Here is a 21,678-nt window from a genome sequence, read left to right as displayed (position 1 = left end):
CGCTCAGAGGAAGCCGCGGGCCTTGAGCATGAGGTAGTGATCAGCAAGGGCCGGCGGGAGCTTGTCCGCATCGGCGTCGACCACCTCGACGCCGAGCGCGCCGAGCACCTCCGCCGTACGACGTCGTCGCTGCAGCGTCTGGGTGGCCGCGGCGGCGCCGTAGACCTCGTCGATGTCCTCGTGGCTGGCCACCATCTCGTCCAGGGCCGGGTCCTTGACGGACGCGACGACCACCCGGTGGTGGCGCGCCAGCGTCGGCAGCACCGGCAGCAACCCCTCCTCGATCGCGGAAGGCTCGAGCGGCGTGAGCAGCACGACCAGCGCACGCTGCCGTCCGAGCTGGGTGATCGCGCCGGCCAGCCCCGACCAGTCGGCCTCGGCGATGATCGGGACGAGCCCGCTCATCGCGTCCTGCAACGGCGCGACCACGTCGGTGCCCGAGAGCCGGAGCCGGCTGCGGACCCGTCGGTCGCCGGCCAGGAAGTCCACCCGGTCGCCGGCCCGCGCGGCCAGCGCCGCCAGCAGCAGGGCGGCGTCCATGGCGGAGTCCAGCCGCGGGACGTCGGCGACCCGGCCTGCCGAGGTGCGCGAGGTGTCCAGGACCAGGACGATGCGCCGGTCGCGCTCGGGCTGCCAGGTGCGGACGACCACGTTGCGGTTGCGGGCGCTCGCGCGCCAGTCGATGCTGCGGACGTCGTCGCCGCGCACGTACTCGCGCAGGGAGTCGAACTCGGTGCCCGGAGCGCGGACCCGGACCGCCGAGCGACCGTCGAGGTCGCGCAGCCGGGCGAGCCTGCTGGGCAGGTGCTTGCGGGACCCGAAGGGCGGCAGCGACCGGATCGCGCCGGGGACGTGGCGCGTCCGCTGACGCGCGGCGAGTCCCAGGGGGCCGAGCAGGCGCACCGTGGCGCCGACCGCCTGCAGGTCGCCCCGGCGTACCGGTTGCAGGGGTGTGCGCAGGCGGGTGCGGTCACCGGGGGCCAGCTGCAACCGGTGCCGGTTGCCGGTCGCGCCGGCGGTCGGCTGCCAGGCGTCCCGGAGCACCCCGCGAGCACGACGGCGTCCGGTGTTCGTCACGGTCAGCGTGGTCTCCGCGGGCTCTCCCAGACGGACCCGGGAGTCGCTGGACCGGCTGACCTCCAGCGTGCTCGGCGACGGCGCCAGCGCCCAGTCGGCCACGACGACCAGGAGGACCAGCCCGATCCACATCCAGGCCGTGCCCAGGTGGGGTCGGAGCACGACCGGCAGCACCCCTGCCAGCAGCAGGAGCGGAACCCGACCCGTGATCGACATCAGTACCGTTCCCTCACGGTGTCCTGGTCACCGCGGGACCGGGACCGAGCCGAGCGCGGAGGCGAGCACCTGGTTGACGTCGGTGCCGTCGAGCTCGGCCTCCGGTCGCAGTCCGAGGCGGTGGGCGAGGGTGGCGTGCGCGAGGACCTTGACGTCGTCCGGCGTCACGAAGTCCCGGCCCGACAACCAGGCCCAGGCCCGGGCGGCGTGCAGCAGCGCGGTGCTGCCGCGCGGGCTGACGCCGAGGCTGAGCGACGGCGAGCTCCGGGTCGCCCGGGCGATGTCGACGATGTACCCGGAGACCTCGGGGGAGACCTGGACGGCAGCGACGCCGCGCTGGCCGGCCAGGATGTCCTCGGGCCCCGCGACCGCTCGGACACCGGCGCCGGCGACGTCACGCGGGTCGAAACCTGTCGCGTGCCGTCGCAGGATCTCCAGCTCGGCCTCGCGCTCGGGCAGCGGCAGGATCACCTTGAGCAGGAACCGGTCGAGCTGTGCCTCGGGCAGCGGGTAGGTGCCCTCGTACTCCACCGGGTTCTGCGTGGCCGCGACCAGGAACGGTCGTGGCAGCGTCCGGGAGACGCCGTCGACGGAGACCTGCCCCTCCTCCATCGCCTCGAGCAGCGCGGACTGGGTCTTGGGGGGTGTCCGGTTGATCTCGTCGGCGAGCAGCAGGTTGGTGAACAGGGGGCCCTCGCGGAAGCTCAGCTCGCCGGCCTGGCTGTCGATGACCATCGACCCGGTGATGTCGCCCGGCATCAGGTCCGGGGTGAACTGGACCCGCTTGGTGTCCACCGACAACGCTCCGGCCAGCGTGCGGACCAGCAGGGTCTTGGCCACACCGGGCACGCCCTCCATCAGCACGTGGCCGCGGCACAGCAGGGCGACCAGCAGGCCGGAGACCGCAGCGTCCTGGCCGACGACCACCTTGGCCACCTCGCCGCGGACCGACATCAGCCGCTCCCGCGCCTGGGAGACGTCCTCAGGGGTGTGCACGTTCTCGGTCATGAGCGGTGTACCTCTCTCAGCAGGTCGGCCAGGTCGTTGGCCAGGGTGATCAGGTCTTTGTCGGAGGCGGGGGCGGGCCCGTCGGTGCGGAGCAGCTCGCGGAGCCGGTCGGCCCCGAGCACGGAGTAGCTGCCGAGCACCCGCACCAGCAGCTCGGGGTCGTTCGCGGTGTGCCGCGGCATCAGCAGGTGCGCCGCGATGTCCGTCCGAGCGGCGTGCCGCAGCGCCCCGGCGGCGTACCCGCGGTCGTTGACCTTGCGGTACAGGCGCCCCCGGCTGCGGGTCGTCTCGATGGCCGTGACCGCCACGGGCAGCGGTTCGACCGCGAGCGCGCCCAGCCGCCGCGAGCGCCAGAGGATGAGGGTGACCGCCGCAACGCCGAGCAGCAGCATCGCGGGTCCGAGCCAGCGGGGCAGCAGCGAGGAGAAGGTCACGCCCTCGTCGGCGCTCAGGTCCAACGGGTCCGGCACGTACCAGACCAGGTGCGGGTGGCCGCCGAGCAGGCGCAGCGCGAACGCCGCGTTGTCGGAGCGGGTGATCTGCTCGTTGGCCAGCACGTCACCCGCGCCGAGGAAGTAGGTGCCGTCCGAGGGTTCGGTCAGCAGCGCGCCGCTCCCGGTCGCGAAGCAGGCGGCGGACGAGGAGGCGAAGACGGCCCCCTTGTCGGACTCCAGGGTCAGCCCGTCGAACCGGTCGTCGCGACAGCTCCCGTCGACCTTCCTCGTGCGGGAGTACCCGACGCCGTCCTCCTCGCCGAACATCGACGGCACCGCGAACCGGGGCTCGACCAGGACCAGGGTGGACTCGGACGCCTGGGTGCGCACCTGCCGGGCCGTACGCCGGCCGAGGCCGTCGGTGGAGGTGATGACCACCGTGGTGTCCGCGTCGGTGCGGGCCCTCTCGAGCTCCGCGGCGCTGCGCACGACGTCGACGTCGATGCCCTCGTTCGCCAGGACGCGTGCGACCGCCCGCGCACCCTCGGGACGGGCGTTCGCGGGGTCGAGGGGCTCGGTGAACCGGTCGTCGTCGCCACTCAGCACTGACAGCGCCGTGGCCGCGACCAGGCCGACCAGGACCAGCACGAGGGCCTTGTGGCGGCGCAACCACCCGCGTCGCGGCGAGGTCGCCGAGGCCGGGGCAGGGGGTTCCGCGGTCGTGGTGCTCACCGGACACCGACCAGGTCGTCGTCCAGGGCGAGCACGGACTCGGCCTGCTCGCGCGTAGCCGCCCGGTCGCCGTACAGGACGAGGTCGAAGAGCCCGGCGGCGTCGAAGATCCGGTCCCGGGTCCCGGCGAACTCGTTGCCGAGCTGGACTGCGACCTCGTGCGCGGTGGCGCCCGGCTGCTCGTCGAGTCGTCCGTGCTCGATCTGCCGCAGCGCGAGTGCTCGGAAGCCGTCGGTCACTGCGTCCTCGTACCGGTTCTCGGCCATCGCCGCCACGGCGCGCGAGCGCAGCTCGGCGGCGGTGACCCGCTCCTCGGTCAGCACCGCGCCGCTGGTCGCGACCGCCTGGCTGCTGCGTCGGAAGCGCGACAGGAACCAGCCGAGCAGACCGAGGACGACGAGGAACACGACCAGCGCGCCGGCCGCGCCGATCGGGGAGGTGTTCGAGGCAGCGTCCAGTCCGGAACCGATGCGGTCCTGGAGCCAGCGCAGCACCTGTTGCAGGGGGTTGTCCTGGTGGTACTCGGGACGGAGTAGCTCGCGACGCAGCGACGTGCGGGCCCCGTCGGGCGACGGGTCCAGGGGCGCCCCCCAGGGCACGTACGCCGCGGCGCCCAGAACGTTGTCGACGTGCGTCACGGCGTCGGCACACCCGCCCGGGTGAGGAGCTCGACGTCGTACCCCTCCTTGCGCATGCGCAGGTCGACGTACTGCAGCGTGGTGACCGCACTCGTGAAGGGAGCGACGAAAGCCGCGGACATCACGCTCGACAAAGCGGTGCAGGTCAGGTAGACCAGCAGCCCGACCTCGCCCTCACCGGTGGCCGTACGCGCGATCTCGCCGATGATCCCGAAGGGGATGCCGAGCATGCCGCCGGCGACCTGGGTGACGAGGATGGTCAGCAGTGCGATGCCGAAGGTGCGCCAGAAGGCCCCGGAGGTGAGCTGCCAGGAGCGGCCGAGTGCGCCGAGGACCCCGACCGGTTCCAGGAGCAGCGGCGGGACGGCCAGGTAGTAGATGCGTGCCCACAGGAACACCAGGCCGCACACGAGCGCGATCCCGACCAGGATCCCCGTGACGACCGCCGCCGCTTCGGGCAGTGCGAAAGCGAGCAGCACGACGACGGCCGTGCCGAGGGCCAGGTAGAGGACCGTGCCGAGCAGCAGGACGAGGGTCAGGCCGACCAGCTTGCCGCGCCTTCCCGCTGTTGCGGCCCACGACTCCGACAGGGTGAGCTTGCGCCCCACGGCGGCTGCCGCGGTCACGTGGGCGACCATCCCGGTCACGAAGATCAGCCCGATGCCCTGGAGGATCGCGCCCCCCACGACGGTGCCGCTGCCCGCGAGCAGGCTGGCGACGTCCGCGGTGTCCGGGTCGATGCTGTCGATCGAGGACAGGGACAGGTCGAAGACCGCGGCCAGGAGGCCCGTGATCGCCAGGGGGATCGCCATCGCGACGGCGGTCACCAGAACAGCCGAACCGACGGTGGCGCCCGGGCTGAACCGGATGATCTTGAACGCGCCGTCGTAGATGTCGCCGAGGCCGAGCGGCCGCAGCGGGATCACCCCGGGCTTGTGGGCGGCCGCTGCCACCGGAGGGGCGTAGTACCCGGGCGGAGTCACCGGGTACCCGGGCTGGGCGACCTGTCCGACCTGGGCTGCCGTCTGCGGGCTGACCGGGTTGAACCAGGACTGCTGCGCGGGCGCAGCGGCGGGGGACCCCGGCGGCGGGGGAGGGGGCGGCTCCGGAGACCCCGGAGGGGGGTAGGACCCGAGATCCGACATCGTTGCTCCCTCGCGCTGCTGCGTGCCTGAGTCGCACATCCTGTCACCCGGGCCCCGATTTGGCGCTGGTGCGGATCTCTGCCAAGATAGTCCGGTTGCTCCGGCGGGATTGCCGGGGCGCGGACATTGACTACTGAACAGGTTCTCCTGGCTTCCTGGTGAAGGAAGCGCTGTGGTCGCGTGTCCGTGCCGCACCTGGAGATCCCGTTCAGCCCGACTCCCCGTCGGGCACACCCCTGAGAAACACCGACCGCCAGGTCGAGCTCGTCGTGCGCCTACCAGCCGCGACACGCCCGACCGCGGGGGTCGGGGATCTGAGCGGGGAGAGCAGGGCGGATCGTCTCACCGAGACGAGACGAGACTCATCGTGAGACGAGAAGTAAAGGACGCGTGATGGCGGGACAGAAGATCCGCATCAGGCTCAAGGCCTATGACCACGAGGTGATCGACACCTCGGCTCGGAAGATCGTTGACACGGTTACCCGTACCGGCGCGAAGGTGGCCGGCCCCGTGCCGCTGCCGACGGAGAAGAACGTCTTCTGCGTCATCCGTTCGCCGCACAAGTACAAGGACTCTCGCGAGCACTTCGAGATGCGCACCCACAAGCGCCTCATCGACATCATTGACCCCACGCCGAAGACGGTCGACTCGCTGATGCGCCTCGACCTGCCTGCCGGTGTCGACATCGAGATCAAGCTCTGAGGTAGTAGAGATGACTTTCGAACGCAACGTGAAGGGGCTGCTGGGCACCAAGCTCGGCATGACCCAGCTGTGGGACGAGAACAACAAGATCGTCCCCGTCACCGTGGTCGCCGCGAGCACCAACGTGATCACCCAGGTCCGCACCCCCGAGAAGGACGGCTACAACGCCATCCAGCTCGGCTACGGCGAGATCGAGGGCCGCAAGGTCACGAAGCCGTCCGCCGGACACTTCGACAAGGCCGGTGTGACCCCGCGTCGCCACCTGCACGAGATCCGCACCGCTGACGCCGCGTCGTACGAGGTCGGCCAGGAGATCAGCCCCGAGCTGTTCGCCGCCGGCGACGACGTCGACGTCACCGGCACCAGCAAGGGCAAGGGCTACGCCGGTGTCATGAAGCGCCACGGCTTCGCCGGCGTCGGTGCCTCCCACGGTGCCCACCGCAACCACCGCAAGCCTGGTTCCATCGGCGCCTGCGCGACCCCGGGTCGCGTCTTCAAGGGCACCCGGATGGCCGGCCGCATGGGTACGGACACCATCACCACCCAGAACGTGACCGTGCACGCGGTCGACGTGGAGAAGGGCCTGATCCTGCTCAAGGGCGCCGTTCCCGGCCCCAAGGGCGGCCTGATCGTGATCCGCTCCGCCGCCAAGTCCGGAACGGAGGCCTGAGCATGGCTGAGACTGCCAAGAAGGCTCCGGCGAAGAAGACGACGGCCAAGAAGGCTGCGACCACCGACGCCGCCAAGGTCGTCAAGGTCTCGCTGCCGGCCGAGATCTTCGACGTCGCGACCAACATCCCCCTGATCCACCAAGTCGTCGTCGCGCAGCAGGCTGCCGCGCGCCAGGGCACGCACTCGACCAAGCGTCGTGGCGAGGTCCGTGGTGGCGGTCGCAAGCCGTACAAGCAGAAGGGCACCGGCCGGGCTCGTCAGGGCTCGACCCGTGCGCCGCAGTTCGTCGGCGGCGGCGTCGTCCACGGTCCCAAGCCGCGTGACTACGACCAGCGCACCCCGAAGAAGATGAAGGCTGCCGCTCTCAAGGGCGCCCTGTCCGACCGGGCCCGCGAGGGTCGCATCCACGTCGTCGAGGCGCTCTCGGCCGGTGACAAGCCGTCCACCAAGACCGCTGTCGCCCTGCTGAACAGCCTGTCCGGCGGTCGCCGTCAGCTGATCGTGCTGCAGCGCGACGACGCGCTGACCTGGCTGTCGCTGCGGAACGTGCCGAACGTGCACATCCTCGCCGTCGACCAGCTCAACACCTACGACGTGCTGCTCGCCGACGACGTCGTCTTCACCCAGGGCGCGTACAACGCGTTCGTCGGTGCGGATGCCGAGGTCGAGGAGAAGCCGGCGAAGAAGGCTGCTGCCAAGAAGACCGCTCCGAAGGCCGAGAAGGTCGAGGAGCCGGCCGCCGAGGCCGCCGACGAGGCGCCCGAGGCCGCTGAGGAGGAGACCGCATGAGCACCCTGCACAAGGACCACCGCGACGTCCTGATCGCGCCGGTCGTGAGCGAGAAGAGCTACGGCCTCCTCGACAACAACAAGTACACCTTCATCGTCCGTCCGGACGCCAACAAGACCGAGATCAAGATCGCGGTCGAGAAGGTGTTCAACGTGAAGGTCACCTCGGTCAACACCCTGAACCGTCAGGGCAAGACGCGTCGTACGGCCAGCGGCCTGGGCAAGCGCAAGGACACCAAGCGCGCCATTGTCAGCCTCGCCGAGGGTCACCGCATCGACATCTTCGGGGGACCGGTCTCCTGACCGGCCGAGAAGACAGAGAGCAGAGATAACTCATGGCTATCCGCAAGTACAAGCCGACCACCCCGGGCCGTCGTGGCTCGTCGGTCGCTGACTTCGCCGAGATCACCCGGACCACGCCGGAGAAGTCCCTGGTGCGTCCGCTGCCCAAGAAGGGCGGTCGCAACAACCAGGGCCGGATCACCACGCGTCACCAGGGTGGCGGTCACAAGCGTGCCTACCGGATCATCGACTTCCGTCGCTACGACAAGGACGGGATCCCGGCCAAGGTCGCTCACATCGAGTACGACCCGAACCGCACCGCCCGGATCGCGCTGCTGCACTACGCCGACGGCGAGAAGCGCTACATCATCGCGCCGAACGGCGTCGTCCAGGGCCAGGCCATCGAGGCCGGCGCCCAGGCCGACATCAAGCCCGGCAACAACCTGCCGCTGCGCAACATCCCGGTCGGTACGACGATCCACTGCATCGAGCTCCGTCCCGGTGGCGGCGCGAAGATGGCCCGCTCGGCCGGCAACAAGGCCCAGCTCGTCGCCAAGGAGGGCTCTCGCGCCCAGCTGCGTCTGCCCTCGGGCGAGATGCGGTACGTCGACGTCCGCTGCCGCGCCACGGTCGGCGAGGTCGGCAACGCCGAGCAGTCGAACATCAACTGGGGCAAGGCCGGCCGCATGCGCTGGAAGGGCAAGCGCCCGACCGTCCGTGGTGTCGTCATGAACCCGGTCGACCACCCGCACGGTGGTGGTGAGGGCAAGACGTCCGGTGGACGCCACCCCGTCTCCCCGTGGGGCAAGCCCGAGGGTCGCACGCGCAAGCGCAAGGCCAGCGATGCCCTCATCGTCCGTCGCCGCAAGTCCGGCAAGAACAAGCGCTGATAGGGAACTGAGATGCCTCGCAGTCTGAAGAAGGGCCCGTTCGTCGACGGCCACCTCGAGAAGAAGGTGGACGCGCAGAACGCGGCCGGTACGCACAACGTGATCAAGACCTGGTCGCGTCGGTCGATGATCCTGCCGACGATGATCGGTCACACGCTTGCCGTGCACGACGGCCGCAAGCACGTCCCGGTCTTCGTGACCGACTCGATGGTCGGCCACAAGCTGGGCGAGTTCGCCCCGACCCGCACCTACCGCGGGCACGTCAAGGACGACCGGAAGAGCCGTCGCCGCTGACGCGGGGACGCAAGGAGATACTGAGATGAGTACTACTGAGCGTCGGCGCACCAGCGCCCGCCGTGACTCGCTGCTCGGCGACGAGGCCGGTGCCTTCGCATCGGCTCGCTTCGTGCGGATCACCCCGTTGAAGGCCCGCCGCGTGGTGGACCTGGTTCGCGGTCTTCCCGTCGACGACGCCCTCGTCCTGCTGAAGTTCGCGCCGCAGGCTGCCGCCGAGACCGTCTTCAAGGTCCTCGAGAGCGCCGTCGCGAACGCCGAGACCACCGAGGACCTCGACCGGAACACCCTCGTGGTGAGCAAGGCGACGGTCGACGAGGGCCCGACGATGAAGCGTTGGCGTCCGCGTGCGCAGGGCCGGGCCACCCGGATCAACAAGCGCACCAGCCACATCACGATCGTTGTCCAGCCGGCGGAGGTTGCTAAGTAATGGGACAGAAGATCAACCCGAACGGCTTCCGTCTCGGCATCTCGACCGACCACAAGTCGCGTTGGTACGCCGACAAGCTGTACAAGTCGTACGTCGGCGAGGACGTCGCCATCCGCAAGCTGCTCTCCAAGGGCATGGAGCGGGCCGGCATCTCCAAGGTCGAGATCGAGCGCACCCGTGACCGTGTCCGCGTGGACATCCACACCGCTCGTCCGGGCATCGTCATCGGTCGCCGCGGCGCCGAGGCCGACCGCCTGCGCACCGAGCTGGAGAAGCTCACGGGCAAGCAGGTCCAGCTCAACATCCTCGAGGTCAAGAACCCCGAGATCGACGCCCAGCTCGTCGCCCAGGGAGTTGCCGAGCAGCTCTCCGGTCGCGTGCAGTTCCGTCGTGCGATGAAGAAGGCCATGCAGACCTCGATGCGCTCCGGTGCCAAGGGCATCCGGATCCAGTGCTCGGGCCGTCTCAACGGTGCTGAGATGTCGCGCTCGGAGTTCTACCGCGAGGGTCGCGTCCCGCTGCACACGCTGCGTGCCGACATCGACTACGGCTTCTACGAGGCCCGGACCACCTTCGGCCGCATCGGCGTCAAGGTCTGGATCTACAAGGGCGAGGTCGCCGGCACCCGCGCCGAGCGCGAGGCGCAGGCTGCCTCCCGCGCCGGTGCTCCTGGCCGCGGCCGCGACGCCCGTGGCGGCGCCCGCGGTGGCGAGCGTCCGAGCCGTGGCACGCGGGGCGGCGACCGCCCGACGCGTGCGGACCGTGCCGAGGCCCCGGCCGAGGCCCCTGCCGACAACGCAGCGGCTGTTGACGCTGTTGTCGCGCCTGCAACCACTGAGGAGTCCTGACCATGTTGATGCCTCGTAGGGTCAAGCACCGCAAGCAGCACCACCCCAAGCGGACCGGCGCCGCCAAGGGCGGTACGTCGCTGGCGTTCGGTGACTTCGGCATCCAGGCGGTCGAGGGTCACTACGTGACCAACCGTCAGATCGAGTCCGCTCGTATCGCGATGACCCGTCACATCAAGCGTGGCGGAAAGGTCTGGATCAACATCTACCCGGACCGCCCGCTGACCAAGAAGCCTGCCGAGACCCGCATGGGTTCCGGTAAGGGTTCCCCGGAGTGGTGGATCGCCAACGTCAAGCCCGGCCGCGTCATGTTCGAGCTCTCCGGAGTTCCGGAGGACGTCGCTCGTGAGGCGATGCGCCGTGCGATGCACAAGCTCCCGATGAAGTGCAAGTTCGTCACCCGTGAGGGGCAGATCTGATGGCTGACATCGTCACCGCGACCGAGCTCGACGAGCTCAACGACATCGACCTCGAGGGCAAGCTGCGCGAGGCCAAGGAAGAGCTGTTCAACCTGCGCTTCCAGGCCGCGACCGGCCAGCTCGAGAGCCACGGCCGGCTCCGCTCGGTCAAGAAGGACATTGCCCGGATCTACACCGTGGTGCGCGAGCGCGAGCTCGGCATCCGGACCGCCCCGGGCGCAGCTAAGGATGGTGCCGCATGAGTGAAGTAACCGCAGAGGACCGTACGCGCCGCAAGGTGCGCGAGGGTCTCGTCGTCAGCGACAAGATGGACAAGACCGTCGTCGTCACCGTCGAGGACCGCGTCAAGCACGCGCTGTACGGCAAGGTTCTCCGCCGTACGTCGAAGCTCAAAGCGCACGACGAGCAGAACGAGTGCGGCATCGGTGACCGGGTCCTGATCATGGAGACCCGCCCGCTGTCCGCCACCAAGCGGTGGCGCGTCGTCTCGATCGTCGAGAAGGCCAAGTAGCACCCGTCCCCCCAAGTTTCAGCAAACAAGTTCGGCAAGGCTCAACGACCGCGAGTGGTTGAGAACCGGCACGACAACCAGGAGAAAAACCGATGATCCAGCAGGAGTCGCGACTCAAGGTCGCCGACAACACCGGTGCGAAGGAGATCCTCTGCATCCGTGTCCTCGGCGGCTCGGGTCGGCGCTACGCCGGCATCGGCGACGTCATCGTCGCCACGGTCAAGGACGCGATCCCGGGCGGCAACGTCAAAAAGGGTGATGTCGTCAAGGCCGTGATCGTGCGGACCGTGAAGGAGCGCCGTCGTGCAGACGGTTCCTACATCCGCTTCGACGAGAACGCCGCCGTGATCCTCAAGGCCGATGGCGAGCCGCGAGGCACCCGCATCTTCGGCCCTGTGGGCCGTGAGCTGCGCGAGAAGAAGTTCATGAAGATCATTTCGCTGGCGCCGGAGGTGCTGTGATGGGTGTTTCCATCAAGAAGGGCGACCAGGTCCGCGTCATCGCTGGCAAGGACAAGGGCGCCGAGGGCAAGGTCATCCGCGTCCTGCGCGAGGAGAACCGGGTCATCGTCGAGGGCGTGAACCGGATCAAGAAGCACACCAAGGTCATGAACCAGGGTGGGCGTGCCGGCAACACCGGCGGCATCATCACGACCGAGGCCCCGATCCACGTGTCCAACGTGATGCTGATCGAGGGCAAGGGCGTGACCCGGATCGGGTTCAAGCGGGTCGAGGTCACCAAGACCCGCCCCGACGGCTCGACGTACAAGGCGAACCGGAGCGTCCGCATCTCGCGGAAGACCGGAGATGAGATCTGATGACTGAGACGACCAACATCCCGCGGATGAAGGAGCGCTACCGCTCCGAGATCCTCCCCGCCCTGCGCGAGGAGTTCGGCTACGCGAACGTCATGCAGGTCCCCGGCCTGACCAAGATCGTGGTCAACATGGGTGTCGGCGAGGCTGCTCGCGACTCCAAGCTGATCGAGGGTGCTGTCAAGGACCTCACCGCGATCACCGGCCAGAAGCCGCAGGTCACCAAGGCGCGCAAGTCCATCGCCCAGTTCAAGCTGCGCGAGGGCATGCCGATCGGCGCCCACGTGACGCTGCGCGGCGACCGGATGTGGGAATTCCTCGACCGCCTGCTGGCGCTCGCGCTCCCGCGCATCCGTGACTTCCGTGGCCTCAACGGCAAGCAGTTCGACGGTCGCGGCAACTACACCTTCGGTCTCACCGAGCAGGTCATGTTCCACGAGATCGACCAGGACAAGATCGACCGGTCGCGAGGGATGGACATCACCATCGTGACCACCGCCACCAACGACGACGAGGGTCGGGCGCTGCTCAAGCAGCTCGGCTTCCCGTTCAAGGAGAACTGACATGGCGAAGACTGGACTCAAGGTCAAGGCCGCGAAGACGCCGAAGTTCAAGGTGCGCGGCTACACCCGCTGCCAGCGCTGCGGCCGGCCCAAGGCCGTCTACAGGAAGTTCGGCCTGTGCCGGATCTGCCTGCGCGAGATGGCCCACCGCGGCGAGCTGCCCGGCGTCACCAAGTCGAGCTGGTAACAGCACCCGAACCCACAACGAAACAGGTCGCCCGGTCGTGAACCGCGCGAAACCACTTCGAGAAGGAAACACACACCATGACAATGACTGACCCGATCGCAGACATGCTGACGCGTCTGCGCAACGCCAACCAGGCGTACCACGACTCGGTCTCCATGCCCTACAGCAAGCTGAAGCAGGGCCTCGCGGAGATCCTCCAGCAGGAGGGTTACATCACCTCCTGGAAAGTCGCCGACAACGTGGACGAGAAGGGCGAGCCGGCCGTCGGCAAGACCCTGACCATCGAGCTCAAGTACGGCCGCAGCCGTGAGCGCTCGATCGCCGGCGTCCGCCGCATCAGCAAGCCCGGTCTGCGCGTGTACGCGAAGAGCACCGGCCTGCCCAAGGTCCTCGGTGGCCTCGGCGTGGCGATCATCTCGACCAGCCAGGGGTTGCTCACCGACCGCCAGGCCAACAAGAAGGGCGTGGGTGGGGAAGTCCTCGCCTACGTCTGGTAACCCGGAAACACGAGGAGGAGAAAGCAATGTCGCGCATTGGCAAGCTTCCCGTCCCGGTTCCTTCCGGGGTGGACGTCCAGCTGGACGGCAGCGTCGTGACGGTCAAGGGCCCCAAGGGCACCCTGAGCCACACGGTCGCGGAGCCGATCACGGTCGTGAAGTCGGAGGACGGCACCCTCGAGGTGCAGCGTCCGAACGACGAGCGCCGGAGCAAGGCTCTTCACGGCCTCAGCCGCACGCTGATCAACAACATGGTCGTCGGTGTCACCGACGGCTTCGAGAAGAAGCTCGAGATCGTCGGGGTCGGTTACCGGGTGCTCTCCAAGGGCCCCACGGAGCTGGAGTTCCAGCTCGGCTACTCGCACGTGATCAACTTCAAGGCTCCCGAGGGCATCACCTTCGCCGTCGAGTCCCAGACGAAGCTCGGTGTCGTCGGCATCGACAAGCAGCTGGTCGGCGAGGTTGCGGCGAACATCCGCAAGCTGCGCAAGCCCGAGCCGTACAAGGGCAAGGGCGTGCGCTACGCAGGCGAGCACATCCGCCGCAAGGTCGGAAAGGCCGGTAAGTGACATGGCGATCTCGCTGAAGAACAACAAGCACACTGCTGCTCGTACCGCGTCGCGCCTGCGTCGTCAGGTCCGTGGCCGCAAGAAGCTGCACGGCACCGCCGAGCGTCCGCGCCTGGTGGTCACCCGGTCCTCCAAGCACATCACCGTGCAGGTCGTGGACGACCTGGTCGGCAAGACCCTCGCGTTCGCGTCGACCACCGAGAAGGACCTCCGGGCCTTCGACGGCGACAAGTCCGCCAAGGCCCGCAAGGTGGGTGAGCTCGTCGCCGAGCGCGCCAAGGCCGCGGGCGTGGGCGAGGTCGTCTTCGACCGCGCCGGCAACAAGTACCACGGTCGCATCGCGGCCCTTGCCGACGCTGCTCGCGAGGGCGGCCTGACCTTCTGATGGCAGACATGACATTCAAGGGAGTTATCTGATGAGCGGATCCCAGCAGCGCGGCCAGCGCGCCGGTGGCGGCCGCGGCGGCCGCGACGGTGGTCGCGGCGGTCAGCAGGAGAAGAGCCAGTACATCGAGCGCGTCGTCGCGATCAACCGCGTCGCCAAGGTCGTCAAGGGTGGTCGTCGCTTCAGCTTCACCGCCCTGGTGATCGTCGGTGACGGCGACGGCATGGTCGGCGTCGGCTACGGCAAGGCCAAGGAGGTGCCCGCGGCGATCGCCAAGGGTGTCGAGGAGGCCAAGAAGCACTTCTTCAAGGTCCCGCGCGTCCAGGGCACCATCCCGCACCCGGTCCAGGGCGAGAAGGCCGCCGGCGTCGTGTTCCTGCGCCCCGCGGCCCCCGGTACCGGTGTCATTGCCGGTGGTCCGGTGCGTGCGGTGCTCGAGTGCGCCGGCATCCACGACGTGCTGAGCAAGTCGCTCGGTTCGTCCAACCAGATCAACATCGTGCACGCGACCGTCGAGGCGCTGCGCATGCTCGAGGAGCCCGAGTCCGTGGCCGCTCGCCGTGGCCTCTCGGTCGAGCAGGTGGCCCCGGCGGCTCTGCTGCGGGCACGTGCGGAGGGCATCGCCGACGCGAACGCGGCTGCGGCGGCGGAGGTGACGGCCTGATGGCTCAGCTCCGGATCACGCAGAAGAAGGGCCTCATCGGTCTCAAGCAGAACCAGCGCGACACCTTGCGCTCGCTGGGTCTCAAGCGGATCAACGATGTGGTCGTCAAGGAGGACCGCCCGGAGTTCCGGGGCATGGTCCACACGGTCCGTCACCTGGTGACGGTCGAGGAAGTGAACTGACATGCCGCTCAAGCTGCACCACCTGCGTCCCGCTCCGGGTGCCAAGACCGCCAAGACCCGCGTGGGTCGTGGTGAGGGCTCGAAGGGTAAGACCTCCGGCCGCGGTACCAAGGGCACCAAGGCTCGCTACCAGGTCCCGGTTGCCTTCGAGGGTGGCCAGATGCCGATCCACATGCGTCTGCCCAAGCTCAAGGGCTTCAAGAACCCGTTCCGGGTCGAGTTCCAGGTCGTGAACCTCGACCGGATCAGCGCCCTGTTCCCGAAGGGTGGCGACATCACCGTCGCCGACCTGGTGGCCAAGGGCGCCGTCCGCAAGGGCCAGCTCGTCAAGGTCCTCGGCGACGGCGAGCTGACCGTCAAGGTCCAGATCACCGCTGACAAGTTCTCGGCATCGGCCAAGGAGAAGATCGCGGCCGCCGGCGGTACCGCGACCGAGCTCTGAGAGCTGGAGCAACGCTGAACCGTGTCTATCGGGGCAGAGGCGATCCGCCACCTTCACGGGTGTGCGATCCCTCTGCCCTGTTAGGCTCTCACGGCTCGGTGAGTTCGCGCGCAACGCCGCGGGAACGACCGGCCACAGTCGTTCATCAAAGACCGAAAGAGGAGCAATGCTAGGCGCATTCGCCAACGCATTCCGAACCCCGGACCTGCGCAAGAAGCTGCTGTTCGTCCTGCTCATCGTGGCGGTCTTCCGGCTCGGGTCGCAGATCCCGGCGCCGGGCGTGAACACCACCGCCGTCCAGGCCTGCTTCGACGCGGTCAAGGACGACGGCATCTACAGCCTGATCAACCTGTTCTCCGGTGGAGCGCTCCTCCAGCTGACCATCTTCGCGCTCGGCATCATGCCGTACATCACTGCGAGCATCATCCTCCAGCTGCTCGTCGTGGTCATCCCGCGGCTCGAGACGCTGAAGAAGGAAGGCCAGTCCGGCCAGGCCAAGATCACCCAGTACACCCGGTACGTCACGCTCGCCCTGGCGATCCTGCAGGCGACCGGCATCGTGGCGCTCGCGCGGTCGGGCAACCTGCTGCAGAACTGCGACAACGTCCTCTACAAGAACGACTTCCGGACCGCGGCCATCATGGTCGTCACGATGACCGCGGGTACCGCCGTCATCATGTGGCTCGGTGAGCTCGTCACCGACCGCGGCATCGGCAACGGCATGTCGATCCTCATCTTCACCCAGGTCGTCGCGACCTTCCCGGTCGCCCTCTGGAACGTGCAGAAGGACCAGGGCCCCTGGGTCTTCAGCGGCGTGATCATCGTCGGCATGGTGGTCGTCGCCGGAGTCATCTTCATCGAGCAGGCGCAGCGCCGGATCCCGGTGCAGTACGCCCGTCGGATGGTCGGCCGCAAGATGTTCGGCGGATCCTCGACCTACATCCCGCTCAAGGTGAACCAGGCCGGCGTCATCCCGGTCATCTTCGCCTCCAGCCTGCTCTACCTGCCCGCCATGGCGGTCCAGTTCAACACCGGGTCGACGAACCCGGTCCTCACCTGGATCAGCGCGCACCTGGTCAAGGGCGACCACCCGTACTACATGGCGCTCTACTTCCTGCTGATCATCTTCTTCACCTACTTCTACGTCGCGATCACCTTCAACCCCCAAGAGGTCGCCGACAACATGAAGCAGTACGGAGGCTTCATCCCCGGGATCCGGGCGGGCAAGCCGACTGAGGAGTACCTCAACTACGTCCTTTCCCGCATCACGTTGCCGGGCGCGCTGTACCTGGGTCTCATCGCACTGATCCCGCTCATCGCGCTCGTGCTGGTCAACGCCAACCAGAACTTCCCGTTCGGTGGCACCTCCCTGCTCATCATGGTCGGTGTCGCACTCGACACCGTGAAGCAGATCGAGAGCCAGTTGCAGCAGCGCAACTATGAAGGTTTCCTGCGATGAGACTGATCCTGATGGGCCCGCCGGGAGCCGGCAAGGGCACCCAGGCGCGCTACGTGGCGGACAAGTTCGGCATCCCCGCCATCTCCACCGGTGACATCTTCCGCGCGAACGTGTCGCAGGGCACCGAGCTGGGCGTCGAGGCGAAGCGCTACATGGACGCCGGCGAGTACGTGCCCGACGAGGTCACCAACCTCATGGTCCGCAACCGGATCGACGAGGACGACGCCAAGCCCGGGTTCCTGCTCGACGGCTACCCGCGCACCCTGGCGCAGGTGACCGAGCTGGACGGCATGATCGAGTTCACCGGTCACTCCCTCGACGCGGTCGTCGTGCTGACGGTCAACCCCGACGAGCTCGTCGCGCGGTTGCTCCAGCGGGCCCTCACCGAGGGACGTGCGGACGACACCGAGGACGTCATCCGCCGTCGCCAGGAGGTCTACGCCGAGCAGACCGAGCCGCTCATCGAGGTCTACCGGGAGCGCGGGCTGCTGATCGAGGTCGACGGCCTCGGCGAGGTCGACGAGGTCACCGAGCGCATCTTCGACGCGCTCGCCAGCGTCCACCAGAGCTAGTCCCAGATGGGGTGGCGCGACCGCGGGATCGAGATCAAGACTCCCGAGCAGATCGCGAAGATGCGGGTGGCCGGGCTCCTGGTCGGGGAGACGCTCGAGGTGCTGCGCGCCGCCGTACGGGTCGGGATCAGCACGGCTGAGCTCGACGCGATCGCCGAGGACAACATCCGGTCGGGCGGCGGCATCCCCTCCTTCAAGGGTTACGGGCACCCGCCGTTCCCCGGCAGCATCTGCGCGTCGGTCAACGACGAGGTGGTGCACGGGGTGCCGGGGGAGCGCGTGCTCGCCGCCGGCGACGTCATCTCGATCGACTGCGGCGCGATCGTCGACGGGTGGCACGGCGACGCGGCCATCACGGTCGCGGTCGGGGAGGTCCCTGCCGAGGTGCAGACGCTGATGGAGGTCACCGAGGGATCGATGTGGGCCGGCTTCGCCGCCGCGCGACTCGGGGGACGGGTCTCGGACATCTCCCACGCGGTGGAGGCCCACGTACGCCGCCACGGCGACTACGGGATCCTCGAGGACTACACGGGCCACGGGATCGGCACCGAGATGCACCAGCCGCCCAACGTGCCGAACTACGGCAAGCCCGGCAAGGGACCCAAGCTCGAGCTCGGTCTGGCACTCGCGGTCGAGCCCATGGTCACGCTGGGCAGCAAGCACACCCTGGTGGCCGAGGACGACTGGACGATCGTCACGACCGACGAGTCCTGGGCCGCCCACTTCGAGCACACCTTCACGCTGACCGAGCGCGGTCCGTGGGTCCTGACCGCGATCGACGGCGGTGAGGCCAAGCTGGCTGAGCTGGGTGTCCCCTTCGGGGGCCGCTGAGCCCCCGGGATCCAGCAGACGTCAGCCCGCGGTCCGGTACTCCAACGTGGTGACCTCGGCGATCTCGATCACGCCGTCCGGCGCCAGCGGCACTGCCACGCCGGGCGTGAGTGCGAGCACTTGGCCGTCGTGGGTGCGGATCCGGGTCCCGTTGGCCGAGCCGAGGTCGCGCACGAACACGCTCCAGCCGTGCACGATCACCTCAGCGTGCTGGCGGGAGATGTCACGACCATAGGCGGCGAGGTTCACCAGCTGCGGCTCCTCGTCGGCGTCCCCGGGGACGTGCGGCGCACGACCCAGGATCGCGCTGCGTGCCAGGTCGACCTTCTCGCCGTTGGCCAGCACCAGGGCGCCCAGCGACGGGCGCGGGATGGAACGCGGACTCTGCTCCGGGACATCGTCGCCGCAGACCCGGCACGTCGGCGCGTACGCGCCGGTCGCGTGACCGTTCAGGCAGAAGCCGGCGAGCACGGTGGCGCCGCTCGGGTCCGGGATCGGTACCTCCGGGGAGTGCGGCACAGGCGGCGGGGCGAGGACCGTCGCGGTGTCGGTCAGCGGCTCGTCGTCCTCGGGCAGGTCCTCAGGCAGTTCCTCAGGGGTGTCCTCGGGCTGCGGGTCCGCCTCCAGCGGCGGGACCTCGGCCCAGAGGGCAGGACTCGGCTCATCGACGGGTTCGGTCTCGGCGAAGACTGACGTGGGCTCCGGCTCGGGGTCGGGCTCGGGCTCGGCGAAGATCGACGTGAGCGGCACGGGCACCGGTGCGGGTTCGACGGCGATCGGTGCGGGTTCGACGGCGACCGGTTCAGGTTCGACGCTGACCGGGGCGGCCTCGGGGGCCACGTCGTCGCCGCTGTCGACCTGGACGACGAAGACCGCGCCTGCGGCGACGACACCGCCCTCGATCGGGAGCTGGAGGCCCGAGGCGCCGAAGTCGCCGGCGGCCGTGAGCATCCCGCCCTCGTCGGGGACAGGAACCCTGACCGGGGCGCGTTCGGCCTTGACCGCTCGTCCGTCCAGGGCGGCGGCGACACCGTCCTGGGCGAGGTGCACCGTGCCGCCGTCCACGTGGATCAGGCAGAACCGTCGCTGCGGGAGCTCGTTCTCGACGGTGCTCATCGCGCCTGCCAGGTCGTTACCGGACTCCCAGGAAGCCCAGACCCGGCTCACGGCGGCCTCGGTCGGCACGGCCTCGACCAGCAGGTAGCGGCCGTTCCGCGCCAGGAGGGTCCAGCCGCCCGGCGTGTAGGACACGTAGGTATCTGTCATGACGGACCTCTCGGACTCCCTGTCGCACGGCGACTAGGAAGATACCGCGATCCGCGCCTCACGCGAACCGGCGACCGCACAGCGTCGGCGGGCTGAAGTTCAGCGATCGGCGTGGTTCCGCCTCGAGACATGACAGGGGTGTTTGACCGTCCTGATGTCACAACCGGCGTCGAGCGCGGACCTCAGGGCTGGACGTGGTCCCTGCGATCACTCGACGACGAAGTCCTCGATCGCACGCACCTCGGTGGTGTCGGCGATCTGCTGGGCAGCCTGGCTGCTCGTGGTGGAGATCTGGACGGCGTACGGGTGCCGGTCGGGGTAGGTCAGCGTGACGAGCCACTTGCCTGACGGCATCTGCTGCGGGCCGTACTGGATCAGGCCGCTGGGCAGGGTGCTCGGCGTGGTGTTCTTGTACAGCTCGTCGTTGACCTGGCGTGCGAGCGGGTTCGTCTTGTACGTCGAGTACGTCACGGTCGCCGGGTTCTCGCCCCCGACGACGCAGCGGATCTGCCAGTACTTGTCGGAGTTCAGGCGGGACTCGGTGCAGTCACCCTTGCTGTTGGGGAACACGTACTTCAGGCCAGGGATGCCGTAGGGCTCGCCACAGCGCTCGGTCGCCGGGATCGTGCGTCCTTCCTGGCAGACCTTGGTCTCCCCGGGGGAGGGCGTCCGGGACGGGGTGCTGGAGATCGTGGGCGTGGTGGGTGCGGGGCTGCTCGAAGCGGGATCCTTGCCGTCGTCATCCTTCTGCAGCAAAACGATCCCGGCCACGGCACCGACCACGAGCAGCAGCGCGATGATGCTGGAGACCAGGACCTTGCCGCCGCGCTTGGGCTCGTCCTCGTCGTCCCAGTGCCGCCCGTCGGAGGAGAGCAGGTCGTCAGCGGGGACGTAGAGCGGCTCGGCGATCGGCGCCATCCGGACCTGGGTCTCCTCGTCCTCCTCCGCGCGCGGCTCCCAGATCGGGGGCTCGGGCGTGGGGTCGGGCGTGGGGTCCGGCGTGGGTTCGGGCGTGGGTTCGGGCGTGGGGTCCGCGAAGATCGACGGCGTCGGCTGCTCCGGGGTGGGCTCGGGCTCGGGCTCCGGGGTGGGCTCCGGTTCGGGGGTGGCGATCGGCTCGGGCTCCGGTTCGGGCGTGGCGACCGGCTCGGGCTCCGACTCGGCGACCGGCTCCGGGGTCGGGAACACCGGCGGCACGGGTGCGGCCGCCGGCGCGACCTGCGGGACCTCGCCGAGCACCGCGAGCATCGCCGCCCCGAAGTGGTCCGCGGTCGCGTACCGGTCGGCCGGGTTCTTCGCCATCGAGATCTGGATCAGCTGGTTGAGCTGGGCCAGGAGCGGGGAGGTCTCCTCCCAGTGCGGGATCTCGCTGCTCAGGTGCTGCTGGGCGATCTCCTCGTCGGTGCCGCTGTACGGCGGCGCGCCGGTGATCGCGGCGACGAGCAGGCAGCCGAGGGCGTAGACGTCGCTGGCCGGGCTCGCGGCTCCACCGGTGAGCAGCTCGGGGGCCAGGTAGGCGTAGGTGCCGACGACGACGTTGCGCCGGGTGCCCCCGGCGCCGCCGGGCTGAGCGATGCCGAAGTCGCAGAGGTAGGCGTGCGGCTTGCCGTCGACCTCCCCGAGCAGGACGTTGCTGGGCTTCACGTCGCGGTGGACGACGCCGGCGGCGTGCGCGGCCGACAGGGCCTGGGCGACCTGGGCGCCGAGGGTCAGGGCAGGCTTGAGCGGGACCGGGCCGCGCGCGAGCCGGGTGCCGAGGTCCCCGCCCGTGATCAGGTCGGTGGCGATGAAGAGGTAGCCGTCCTCCTCCCCGACGTCGTGGATCGCGACGACGTGGGGGCTGTTCAGCTCGGCCAGCAGGTCGGCCTCGTGCAGGAACTGGTCGCGGAAACCGGGGAGGGCGGCCAGCTCGGCGGGGATCACCTTGAGCGCGACCTCGCGGCGGGGCATGCTGCGCGTCGCACGGAACACCGTTCCGGTGCCGCCCTGTCCGAGGCGCTCGCCGATCGTGTACCGACCGATCGTCGCTCCAGGCTGCGGGATCTCCCCCATGTGGTGCTCCTCCTGCTACTTCATCGAGACGTCGTGCGGCAGGCACGCGTTCACGGCGCCCACGGTACCGAGCAACGGACCGCCCAGGGTGGAAACGGCCAACGGGCGC

General features: G+C 69.0%; 30 protein-coding genes and 1 pseudogene. 24 read left to right on the top strand and 7 right to left on the bottom strand.

Translation table 11 applies throughout. The features are described from left to right. Window positions 1-3: 3 nt before the first annotated feature. Genes ABIE44_RS05965 through ABIE44_RS05945 form a run of 5 tightly spaced genes read right to left on the bottom strand, consistent with a single transcriptional unit; the run spans window position 4 to window position 5,250 of the window. Window positions 4-1,293: a DUF58 domain-containing protein gene (locus tag ABIE44_RS05965; RefSeq protein WP_209720787.1), complete on the bottom strand. Its 1,290-nt coding sequence runs from the start codon at window positions 1,291-1,293 to the stop codon at window positions 4-6. Window positions 1,294-1,320: 27 nt separating this feature from the next. Further along, window positions 1,321-2,301 (bottom strand): AAA family ATPase, encoded by a 981-nt coding sequence (locus ABIE44_RS05960; protein ID WP_209720790.1) that lies wholly within the window; start codon window positions 2,299-2,301, stop codon window positions 1,321-1,323. Then, window positions 2,298-3,467, bottom strand: a complete 1,170-nt coding sequence (locus ABIE44_RS05955; protein WP_209720793.1) for a DUF4350 domain-containing protein — start codon at window positions 3,465-3,467, stop codon at window positions 2,298-2,300. Before ABIE44_RS05955 ends, ABIE44_RS05960 begins: the two co-directional genes overlap by 4 nt. Then, window positions 3,464-4,105, bottom strand: a complete 642-nt coding sequence (locus ABIE44_RS05950) for a DUF4129 domain-containing protein (protein WP_209720796.1) — start codon at window positions 4,103-4,105, stop codon at window positions 3,464-3,466. Before ABIE44_RS05950 ends, ABIE44_RS05955 begins: the two co-directional genes overlap by 4 nt. After that, window positions 4,102-5,250 carry a hypothetical protein gene (locus ABIE44_RS05945; protein ID WP_209720799.1) on the bottom strand — a complete coding sequence of 383 codons (1,149 nt, stop codon included), beginning with the start codon at window positions 5,248-5,250 and terminating at the stop codon, window positions 4,102-4,104. The genes ABIE44_RS05950 and ABIE44_RS05945 overlap by 4 nt, the downstream gene beginning before the upstream one ends. A 393-nt stretch (window positions 5,251-5,643) precedes the next feature. Here ABIE44_RS05945 and rpsJ point away from each other — a divergent pair, with 393 nt between their 5' ends. The 24 genes and pseudogenes from rpsJ (at window position 5,644) to map (ending at window position 18,251) form a co-directional block, all read left to right on the top strand. After that, entirely contained in the window at window positions 5,644-5,952 is a 309-nt protein-coding gene (gene rpsJ, locus ABIE44_RS05940; RefSeq protein WP_007078637.1) for a 30S ribosomal protein S10, read from the top strand. A 10-nt stretch (window positions 5,953-5,962) separates the two neighbouring features. Continuing rightward, on the top strand, window positions 5,963-6,622 hold the full coding sequence (gene rplC / locus ABIE44_RS05935; protein ID WP_209720802.1) for a 50S ribosomal protein L3: 660 nt from the start codon (window positions 5,963-5,965) through the stop codon (window positions 6,620-6,622). 2 nt (window positions 6,623-6,624) lie between these two features. Next, window positions 6,625-7,386, top strand: a pseudogene (rplD, locus tag ABIE44_RS05930) (50S ribosomal protein L4); the annotation flags it as partial. 23 nt (window positions 7,387-7,409) lie between these two features. After that, window positions 7,410-7,715, top strand: coding sequence for a 50S ribosomal protein L23 (rplW, locus tag ABIE44_RS05925; protein WP_209720808.1), 306 nt, complete (start codon window positions 7,410-7,412; stop codon window positions 7,713-7,715). Between the two features lie 32 nt (window positions 7,716-7,747). Next, window positions 7,748-8,584 (top strand): 50S ribosomal protein L2, encoded by an 837-nt coding sequence (rplB, locus tag ABIE44_RS05920; RefSeq protein WP_209720811.1) that lies wholly within the window; start codon window positions 7,748-7,750, stop codon window positions 8,582-8,584. Window positions 8,585-8,596: 12 nt separating this feature from the next. After that, window positions 8,597-8,878: a 30S ribosomal protein S19 gene (rpsS, locus tag ABIE44_RS05915; protein WP_209720814.1), complete on the top strand. Its 282-nt coding sequence runs from the start codon at window positions 8,597-8,599 to the stop codon at window positions 8,876-8,878. Window positions 8,879-8,903: 25 nt separating this feature from the next. Continuing rightward, the gene (rplV, locus tag ABIE44_RS05910) at window positions 8,904-9,308 is read left to right on the top strand and encodes a 50S ribosomal protein L22 (protein WP_209720817.1); all 405 of its coding nucleotides are present in this window, start codon (window positions 8,904-8,906) and stop codon (window positions 9,306-9,308) included. Next, a complete protein-coding gene (rpsC, locus tag ABIE44_RS05905; protein WP_209720819.1) occupies window positions 9,308-10,156 on the top strand; it encodes a 30S ribosomal protein S3 in 849 nt (282 codons plus the stop codon). The genes rplV and rpsC overlap by 1 nt, the downstream gene beginning before the upstream one ends. Window positions 10,157-10,158: 2 nt before the next feature. Then, complete coding sequence (rplP, locus tag ABIE44_RS05900; RefSeq protein ID WP_209720822.1) at window positions 10,159-10,575, top strand: 50S ribosomal protein L16; 417 nt, start codon at window positions 10,159-10,161, stop codon at window positions 10,573-10,575. Further along, window positions 10,575-10,817: a 50S ribosomal protein L29 gene (rpmC, locus tag ABIE44_RS05895; protein ID WP_209720825.1), complete on the top strand. Its 243-nt coding sequence runs from the start codon at window positions 10,575-10,577 to the stop codon at window positions 10,815-10,817. Before rplP ends, rpmC begins: the two co-directional genes overlap by 1 nt. Then, complete coding sequence (rpsQ, locus tag ABIE44_RS05890; RefSeq protein ID WP_209720828.1) at window positions 10,814-11,086, top strand: 30S ribosomal protein S17; 273 nt, start codon at window positions 10,814-10,816, stop codon at window positions 11,084-11,086. Before rpmC ends, rpsQ begins: the two co-directional genes overlap by 4 nt. Before the next feature lie 92 nt (window positions 11,087-11,178). Then, complete coding sequence (rplN, locus tag ABIE44_RS05885) at window positions 11,179-11,547, top strand: 50S ribosomal protein L14 (RefSeq protein ID WP_091109706.1); 369 nt, start codon at window positions 11,179-11,181, stop codon at window positions 11,545-11,547. Then, window positions 11,547-11,903: a 50S ribosomal protein L24 gene (gene rplX / locus ABIE44_RS05880; protein ID WP_209720831.1), complete on the top strand. Its 357-nt coding sequence runs from the start codon at window positions 11,547-11,549 to the stop codon at window positions 11,901-11,903. The genes rplN and rplX overlap by 1 nt, the downstream gene beginning before the upstream one ends. After that, window positions 11,903-12,463 (top strand): 50S ribosomal protein L5, encoded by a 561-nt coding sequence (gene rplE / locus ABIE44_RS05875; protein ID WP_209720834.1) that lies wholly within the window; start codon window positions 11,903-11,905, stop codon window positions 12,461-12,463. Before rplX ends, rplE begins: the two co-directional genes overlap by 1 nt. A gap of 1 nt (window position 12,464) precedes the next feature. Then, on the top strand, window positions 12,465-12,650 hold the full coding sequence (locus ABIE44_RS05870) for a type Z 30S ribosomal protein S14 (protein WP_123228881.1): 186 nt from the start codon (window positions 12,465-12,467) through the stop codon (window positions 12,648-12,650). A 77-nt stretch (window positions 12,651-12,727) separates the two neighbouring features. Next, complete coding sequence (gene rpsH / locus ABIE44_RS05865) at window positions 12,728-13,147, top strand: 30S ribosomal protein S8 (RefSeq protein ID WP_209720838.1); 420 nt, start codon at window positions 12,728-12,730, stop codon at window positions 13,145-13,147. A 26-nt stretch (window positions 13,148-13,173) separates the two neighbouring features. Next, window positions 13,174-13,716 carry a 50S ribosomal protein L6 gene (gene rplF, locus ABIE44_RS05860; protein ID WP_209720841.1) on the top strand — a complete coding sequence of 181 codons (543 nt, stop codon included), beginning with the start codon at window positions 13,174-13,176 and terminating at the stop codon, window positions 13,714-13,716. A 1-nt stretch (window position 13,717) separates the two neighbouring features. Then, the gene (rplR, locus tag ABIE44_RS05855) at window positions 13,718-14,101 is read left to right on the top strand and encodes a 50S ribosomal protein L18 (protein WP_209720844.1); all 384 of its coding nucleotides are present in this window, start codon (window positions 13,718-13,720) and stop codon (window positions 14,099-14,101) included. 31 nt (window positions 14,102-14,132) lie between these two features. Then, a complete protein-coding gene (rpsE, locus tag ABIE44_RS05850; protein ID WP_209720848.1) occupies window positions 14,133-14,765 on the top strand; it encodes a 30S ribosomal protein S5 in 633 nt (210 codons plus the stop codon). After that, window positions 14,765-14,947: a 50S ribosomal protein L30 gene (gene rpmD / locus ABIE44_RS05845; RefSeq protein WP_209720851.1), complete on the top strand. Its 183-nt coding sequence runs from the start codon at window positions 14,765-14,767 to the stop codon at window positions 14,945-14,947. Before rpsE ends, rpmD begins: the two co-directional genes overlap by 1 nt. A 1-nt stretch (window position 14,948) precedes the next feature. Then, the gene (rplO, locus tag ABIE44_RS05840) at window positions 14,949-15,389 is read left to right on the top strand and encodes a 50S ribosomal protein L15 (protein ID WP_209720854.1); all 441 of its coding nucleotides are present in this window, start codon (window positions 14,949-14,951) and stop codon (window positions 15,387-15,389) included. A gap of 166 nt (window positions 15,390-15,555) precedes the next feature. Beyond that, on the top strand, window positions 15,556-16,848 hold the full coding sequence (secY, locus tag ABIE44_RS05835; protein ID WP_209720856.1) for a preprotein translocase subunit SecY: 1,293 nt from the start codon (window positions 15,556-15,558) through the stop codon (window positions 16,846-16,848). After that, a complete protein-coding gene (locus tag ABIE44_RS05830; protein WP_209720858.1) occupies window positions 16,845-17,420 on the top strand; it encodes an adenylate kinase in 576 nt (191 codons plus the stop codon). The genes secY and ABIE44_RS05830 overlap by 4 nt, the downstream gene beginning before the upstream one ends. Before the next feature lie 6 nt (window positions 17,421-17,426). Beyond that, window positions 17,427-18,251, top strand: a complete 825-nt coding sequence (gene map, locus ABIE44_RS05825; protein WP_209720860.1) for a type I methionyl aminopeptidase — start codon at window positions 17,427-17,429, stop codon at window positions 18,249-18,251. Between the two features lie 21 nt (window positions 18,252-18,272). Here the strand turns inward: map and ABIE44_RS05820 are convergent, their stop codons facing one another. Next, window positions 18,273-19,517, bottom strand: coding sequence for an FHA domain-containing protein (locus tag ABIE44_RS05820; protein WP_209720863.1), 1,245 nt, complete (start codon window positions 19,515-19,517; stop codon window positions 18,273-18,275). A 207-nt stretch (window positions 19,518-19,724) separates the two neighbouring features. Continuing rightward, window positions 19,725-21,569, bottom strand: a complete 1,845-nt coding sequence (locus ABIE44_RS05815; protein ID WP_209720866.1) for a serine/threonine-protein kinase — start codon at window positions 21,567-21,569, stop codon at window positions 19,725-19,727. Window positions 21,570-21,678 lie beyond the last annotated feature (109 nt).

This window comes from Marmoricola sp. OAE513 (assembly GCF_040546585.1).
In the GTDB taxonomy this organism is placed as follows: domain Bacteria; phylum Actinomycetota; class Actinomycetes; order Propionibacteriales; family Nocardioidaceae; genus Marmoricola.
This window is presented reverse-complemented; position numbering and strand designations above follow the sequence as displayed.

What these genes read in the sequence shown, in the direction of transcription:
- rpsQ (WP_209720828.1), top strand. Translation starts at nt 10,814, where the DNA reads ATGAGTGAAGTAACCGCAGAGGACCGTACGCGCCGCAAGGTGCGCGAG.
- ABIE44_RS05815 (WP_209720866.1), bottom strand. Translation starts at nt 21,569, where the DNA reads ATGGGGGAGATCCCGCAGCCTGGAGCGACGATCGGTCGGTACACGATC.
- rpsE (WP_209720848.1), top strand. Translation starts at nt 14,133, where the DNA reads ATGAGCGGATCCCAGCAGCGCGGCCAGCGCGCCGGTGGCGGCCGCGGC.
- rpsC (WP_209720819.1), top strand. Translation starts at nt 9,308, where the DNA reads ATGGGACAGAAGATCAACCCGAACGGCTTCCGTCTCGGCATCTCGACC.
- ABIE44_RS05870 (WP_123228881.1), top strand. Translation starts at nt 12,465, where the DNA reads ATGGCGAAGACTGGACTCAAGGTCAAGGCCGCGAAGACGCCGAAGTTC.
- secY (WP_209720856.1), top strand. Translation starts at nt 15,556, where the DNA reads ATGCTAGGCGCATTCGCCAACGCATTCCGAACCCCGGACCTGCGCAAG.
- ABIE44_RS05830 (WP_209720858.1), top strand. Translation starts at nt 16,845, where the DNA reads ATGAGACTGATCCTGATGGGCCCGCCGGGAGCCGGCAAGGGCACCCAG.
- rplB (WP_209720811.1), top strand. Translation starts at nt 7,748, where the DNA reads ATGGCTATCCGCAAGTACAAGCCGACCACCCCGGGCCGTCGTGGCTCG.
- rplE (WP_209720834.1), top strand. Translation starts at nt 11,903, where the DNA reads ATGACTGAGACGACCAACATCCCGCGGATGAAGGAGCGCTACCGCTCC.
- ABIE44_RS05820 (WP_209720863.1), bottom strand. Translation starts at nt 19,517, where the DNA reads ATGACAGATACCTACGTGTCCTACACGCCGGGCGGCTGGACCCTCCTG.
- rpsS (WP_209720814.1), top strand. Translation starts at nt 8,597, where the DNA reads ATGCCTCGCAGTCTGAAGAAGGGCCCGTTCGTCGACGGCCACCTCGAG.
- rplO (WP_209720854.1), top strand. Translation starts at nt 14,949, where the DNA reads ATGCCGCTCAAGCTGCACCACCTGCGTCCCGCTCCGGGTGCCAAGACC.
- ABIE44_RS05945 (WP_209720799.1), bottom strand. Translation starts at nt 5,250, where the DNA reads ATGTCGGATCTCGGGTCCTACCCCCCTCCGGGGTCTCCGGAGCCGCCC.
- rplP (WP_209720822.1), top strand. Translation starts at nt 10,159, where the DNA reads ATGTTGATGCCTCGTAGGGTCAAGCACCGCAAGCAGCACCACCCCAAG.
- rplV (WP_209720817.1), top strand. Translation starts at nt 8,904, where the DNA reads ATGAGTACTACTGAGCGTCGGCGCACCAGCGCCCGCCGTGACTCGCTG.
- rpsJ (WP_007078637.1), top strand. Translation starts at nt 5,644, where the DNA reads ATGGCGGGACAGAAGATCCGCATCAGGCTCAAGGCCTATGACCACGAG.
- rpmC (WP_209720825.1), top strand. Translation starts at nt 10,575, where the DNA reads ATGGCTGACATCGTCACCGCGACCGAGCTCGACGAGCTCAACGACATC.
- rpmD (WP_209720851.1), top strand. Translation starts at nt 14,765, where the DNA reads ATGGCTCAGCTCCGGATCACGCAGAAGAAGGGCCTCATCGGTCTCAAG.
- rpsH (WP_209720838.1), top strand. Translation starts at nt 12,728, where the DNA reads ATGACAATGACTGACCCGATCGCAGACATGCTGACGCGTCTGCGCAAC.
- rplX (WP_209720831.1), top strand. Translation starts at nt 11,547, where the DNA reads ATGGGTGTTTCCATCAAGAAGGGCGACCAGGTCCGCGTCATCGCTGGC.
- rplR (WP_209720844.1), top strand. Translation starts at nt 13,718, where the DNA reads ATGGCGATCTCGCTGAAGAACAACAAGCACACTGCTGCTCGTACCGCG.
- map (WP_209720860.1), top strand. Translation starts at nt 17,427, where the DNA reads ATGGGGTGGCGCGACCGCGGGATCGAGATCAAGACTCCCGAGCAGATC.
- rplW (WP_209720808.1), top strand. Translation starts at nt 7,410, where the DNA reads ATGAGCACCCTGCACAAGGACCACCGCGACGTCCTGATCGCGCCGGTC.
- ABIE44_RS05960 (WP_209720790.1), bottom strand. Translation starts at nt 2,301, where the DNA reads ATGACCGAGAACGTGCACACCCCTGAGGACGTCTCCCAGGCGCGGGAG.
- rplN (WP_091109706.1), top strand. Translation starts at nt 11,179, where the DNA reads ATGATCCAGCAGGAGTCGCGACTCAAGGTCGCCGACAACACCGGTGCG.
- rplF (WP_209720841.1), top strand. Translation starts at nt 13,174, where the DNA reads ATGTCGCGCATTGGCAAGCTTCCCGTCCCGGTTCCTTCCGGGGTGGAC.
- rplC (WP_209720802.1), top strand. Translation starts at nt 5,963, where the DNA reads ATGACTTTCGAACGCAACGTGAAGGGGCTGCTGGGCACCAAGCTCGGC.
- ABIE44_RS05965 (WP_209720787.1), bottom strand. Translation starts at nt 1,293, where the DNA reads ATGTCGATCACGGGTCGGGTTCCGCTCCTGCTGCTGGCAGGGGTGCTG.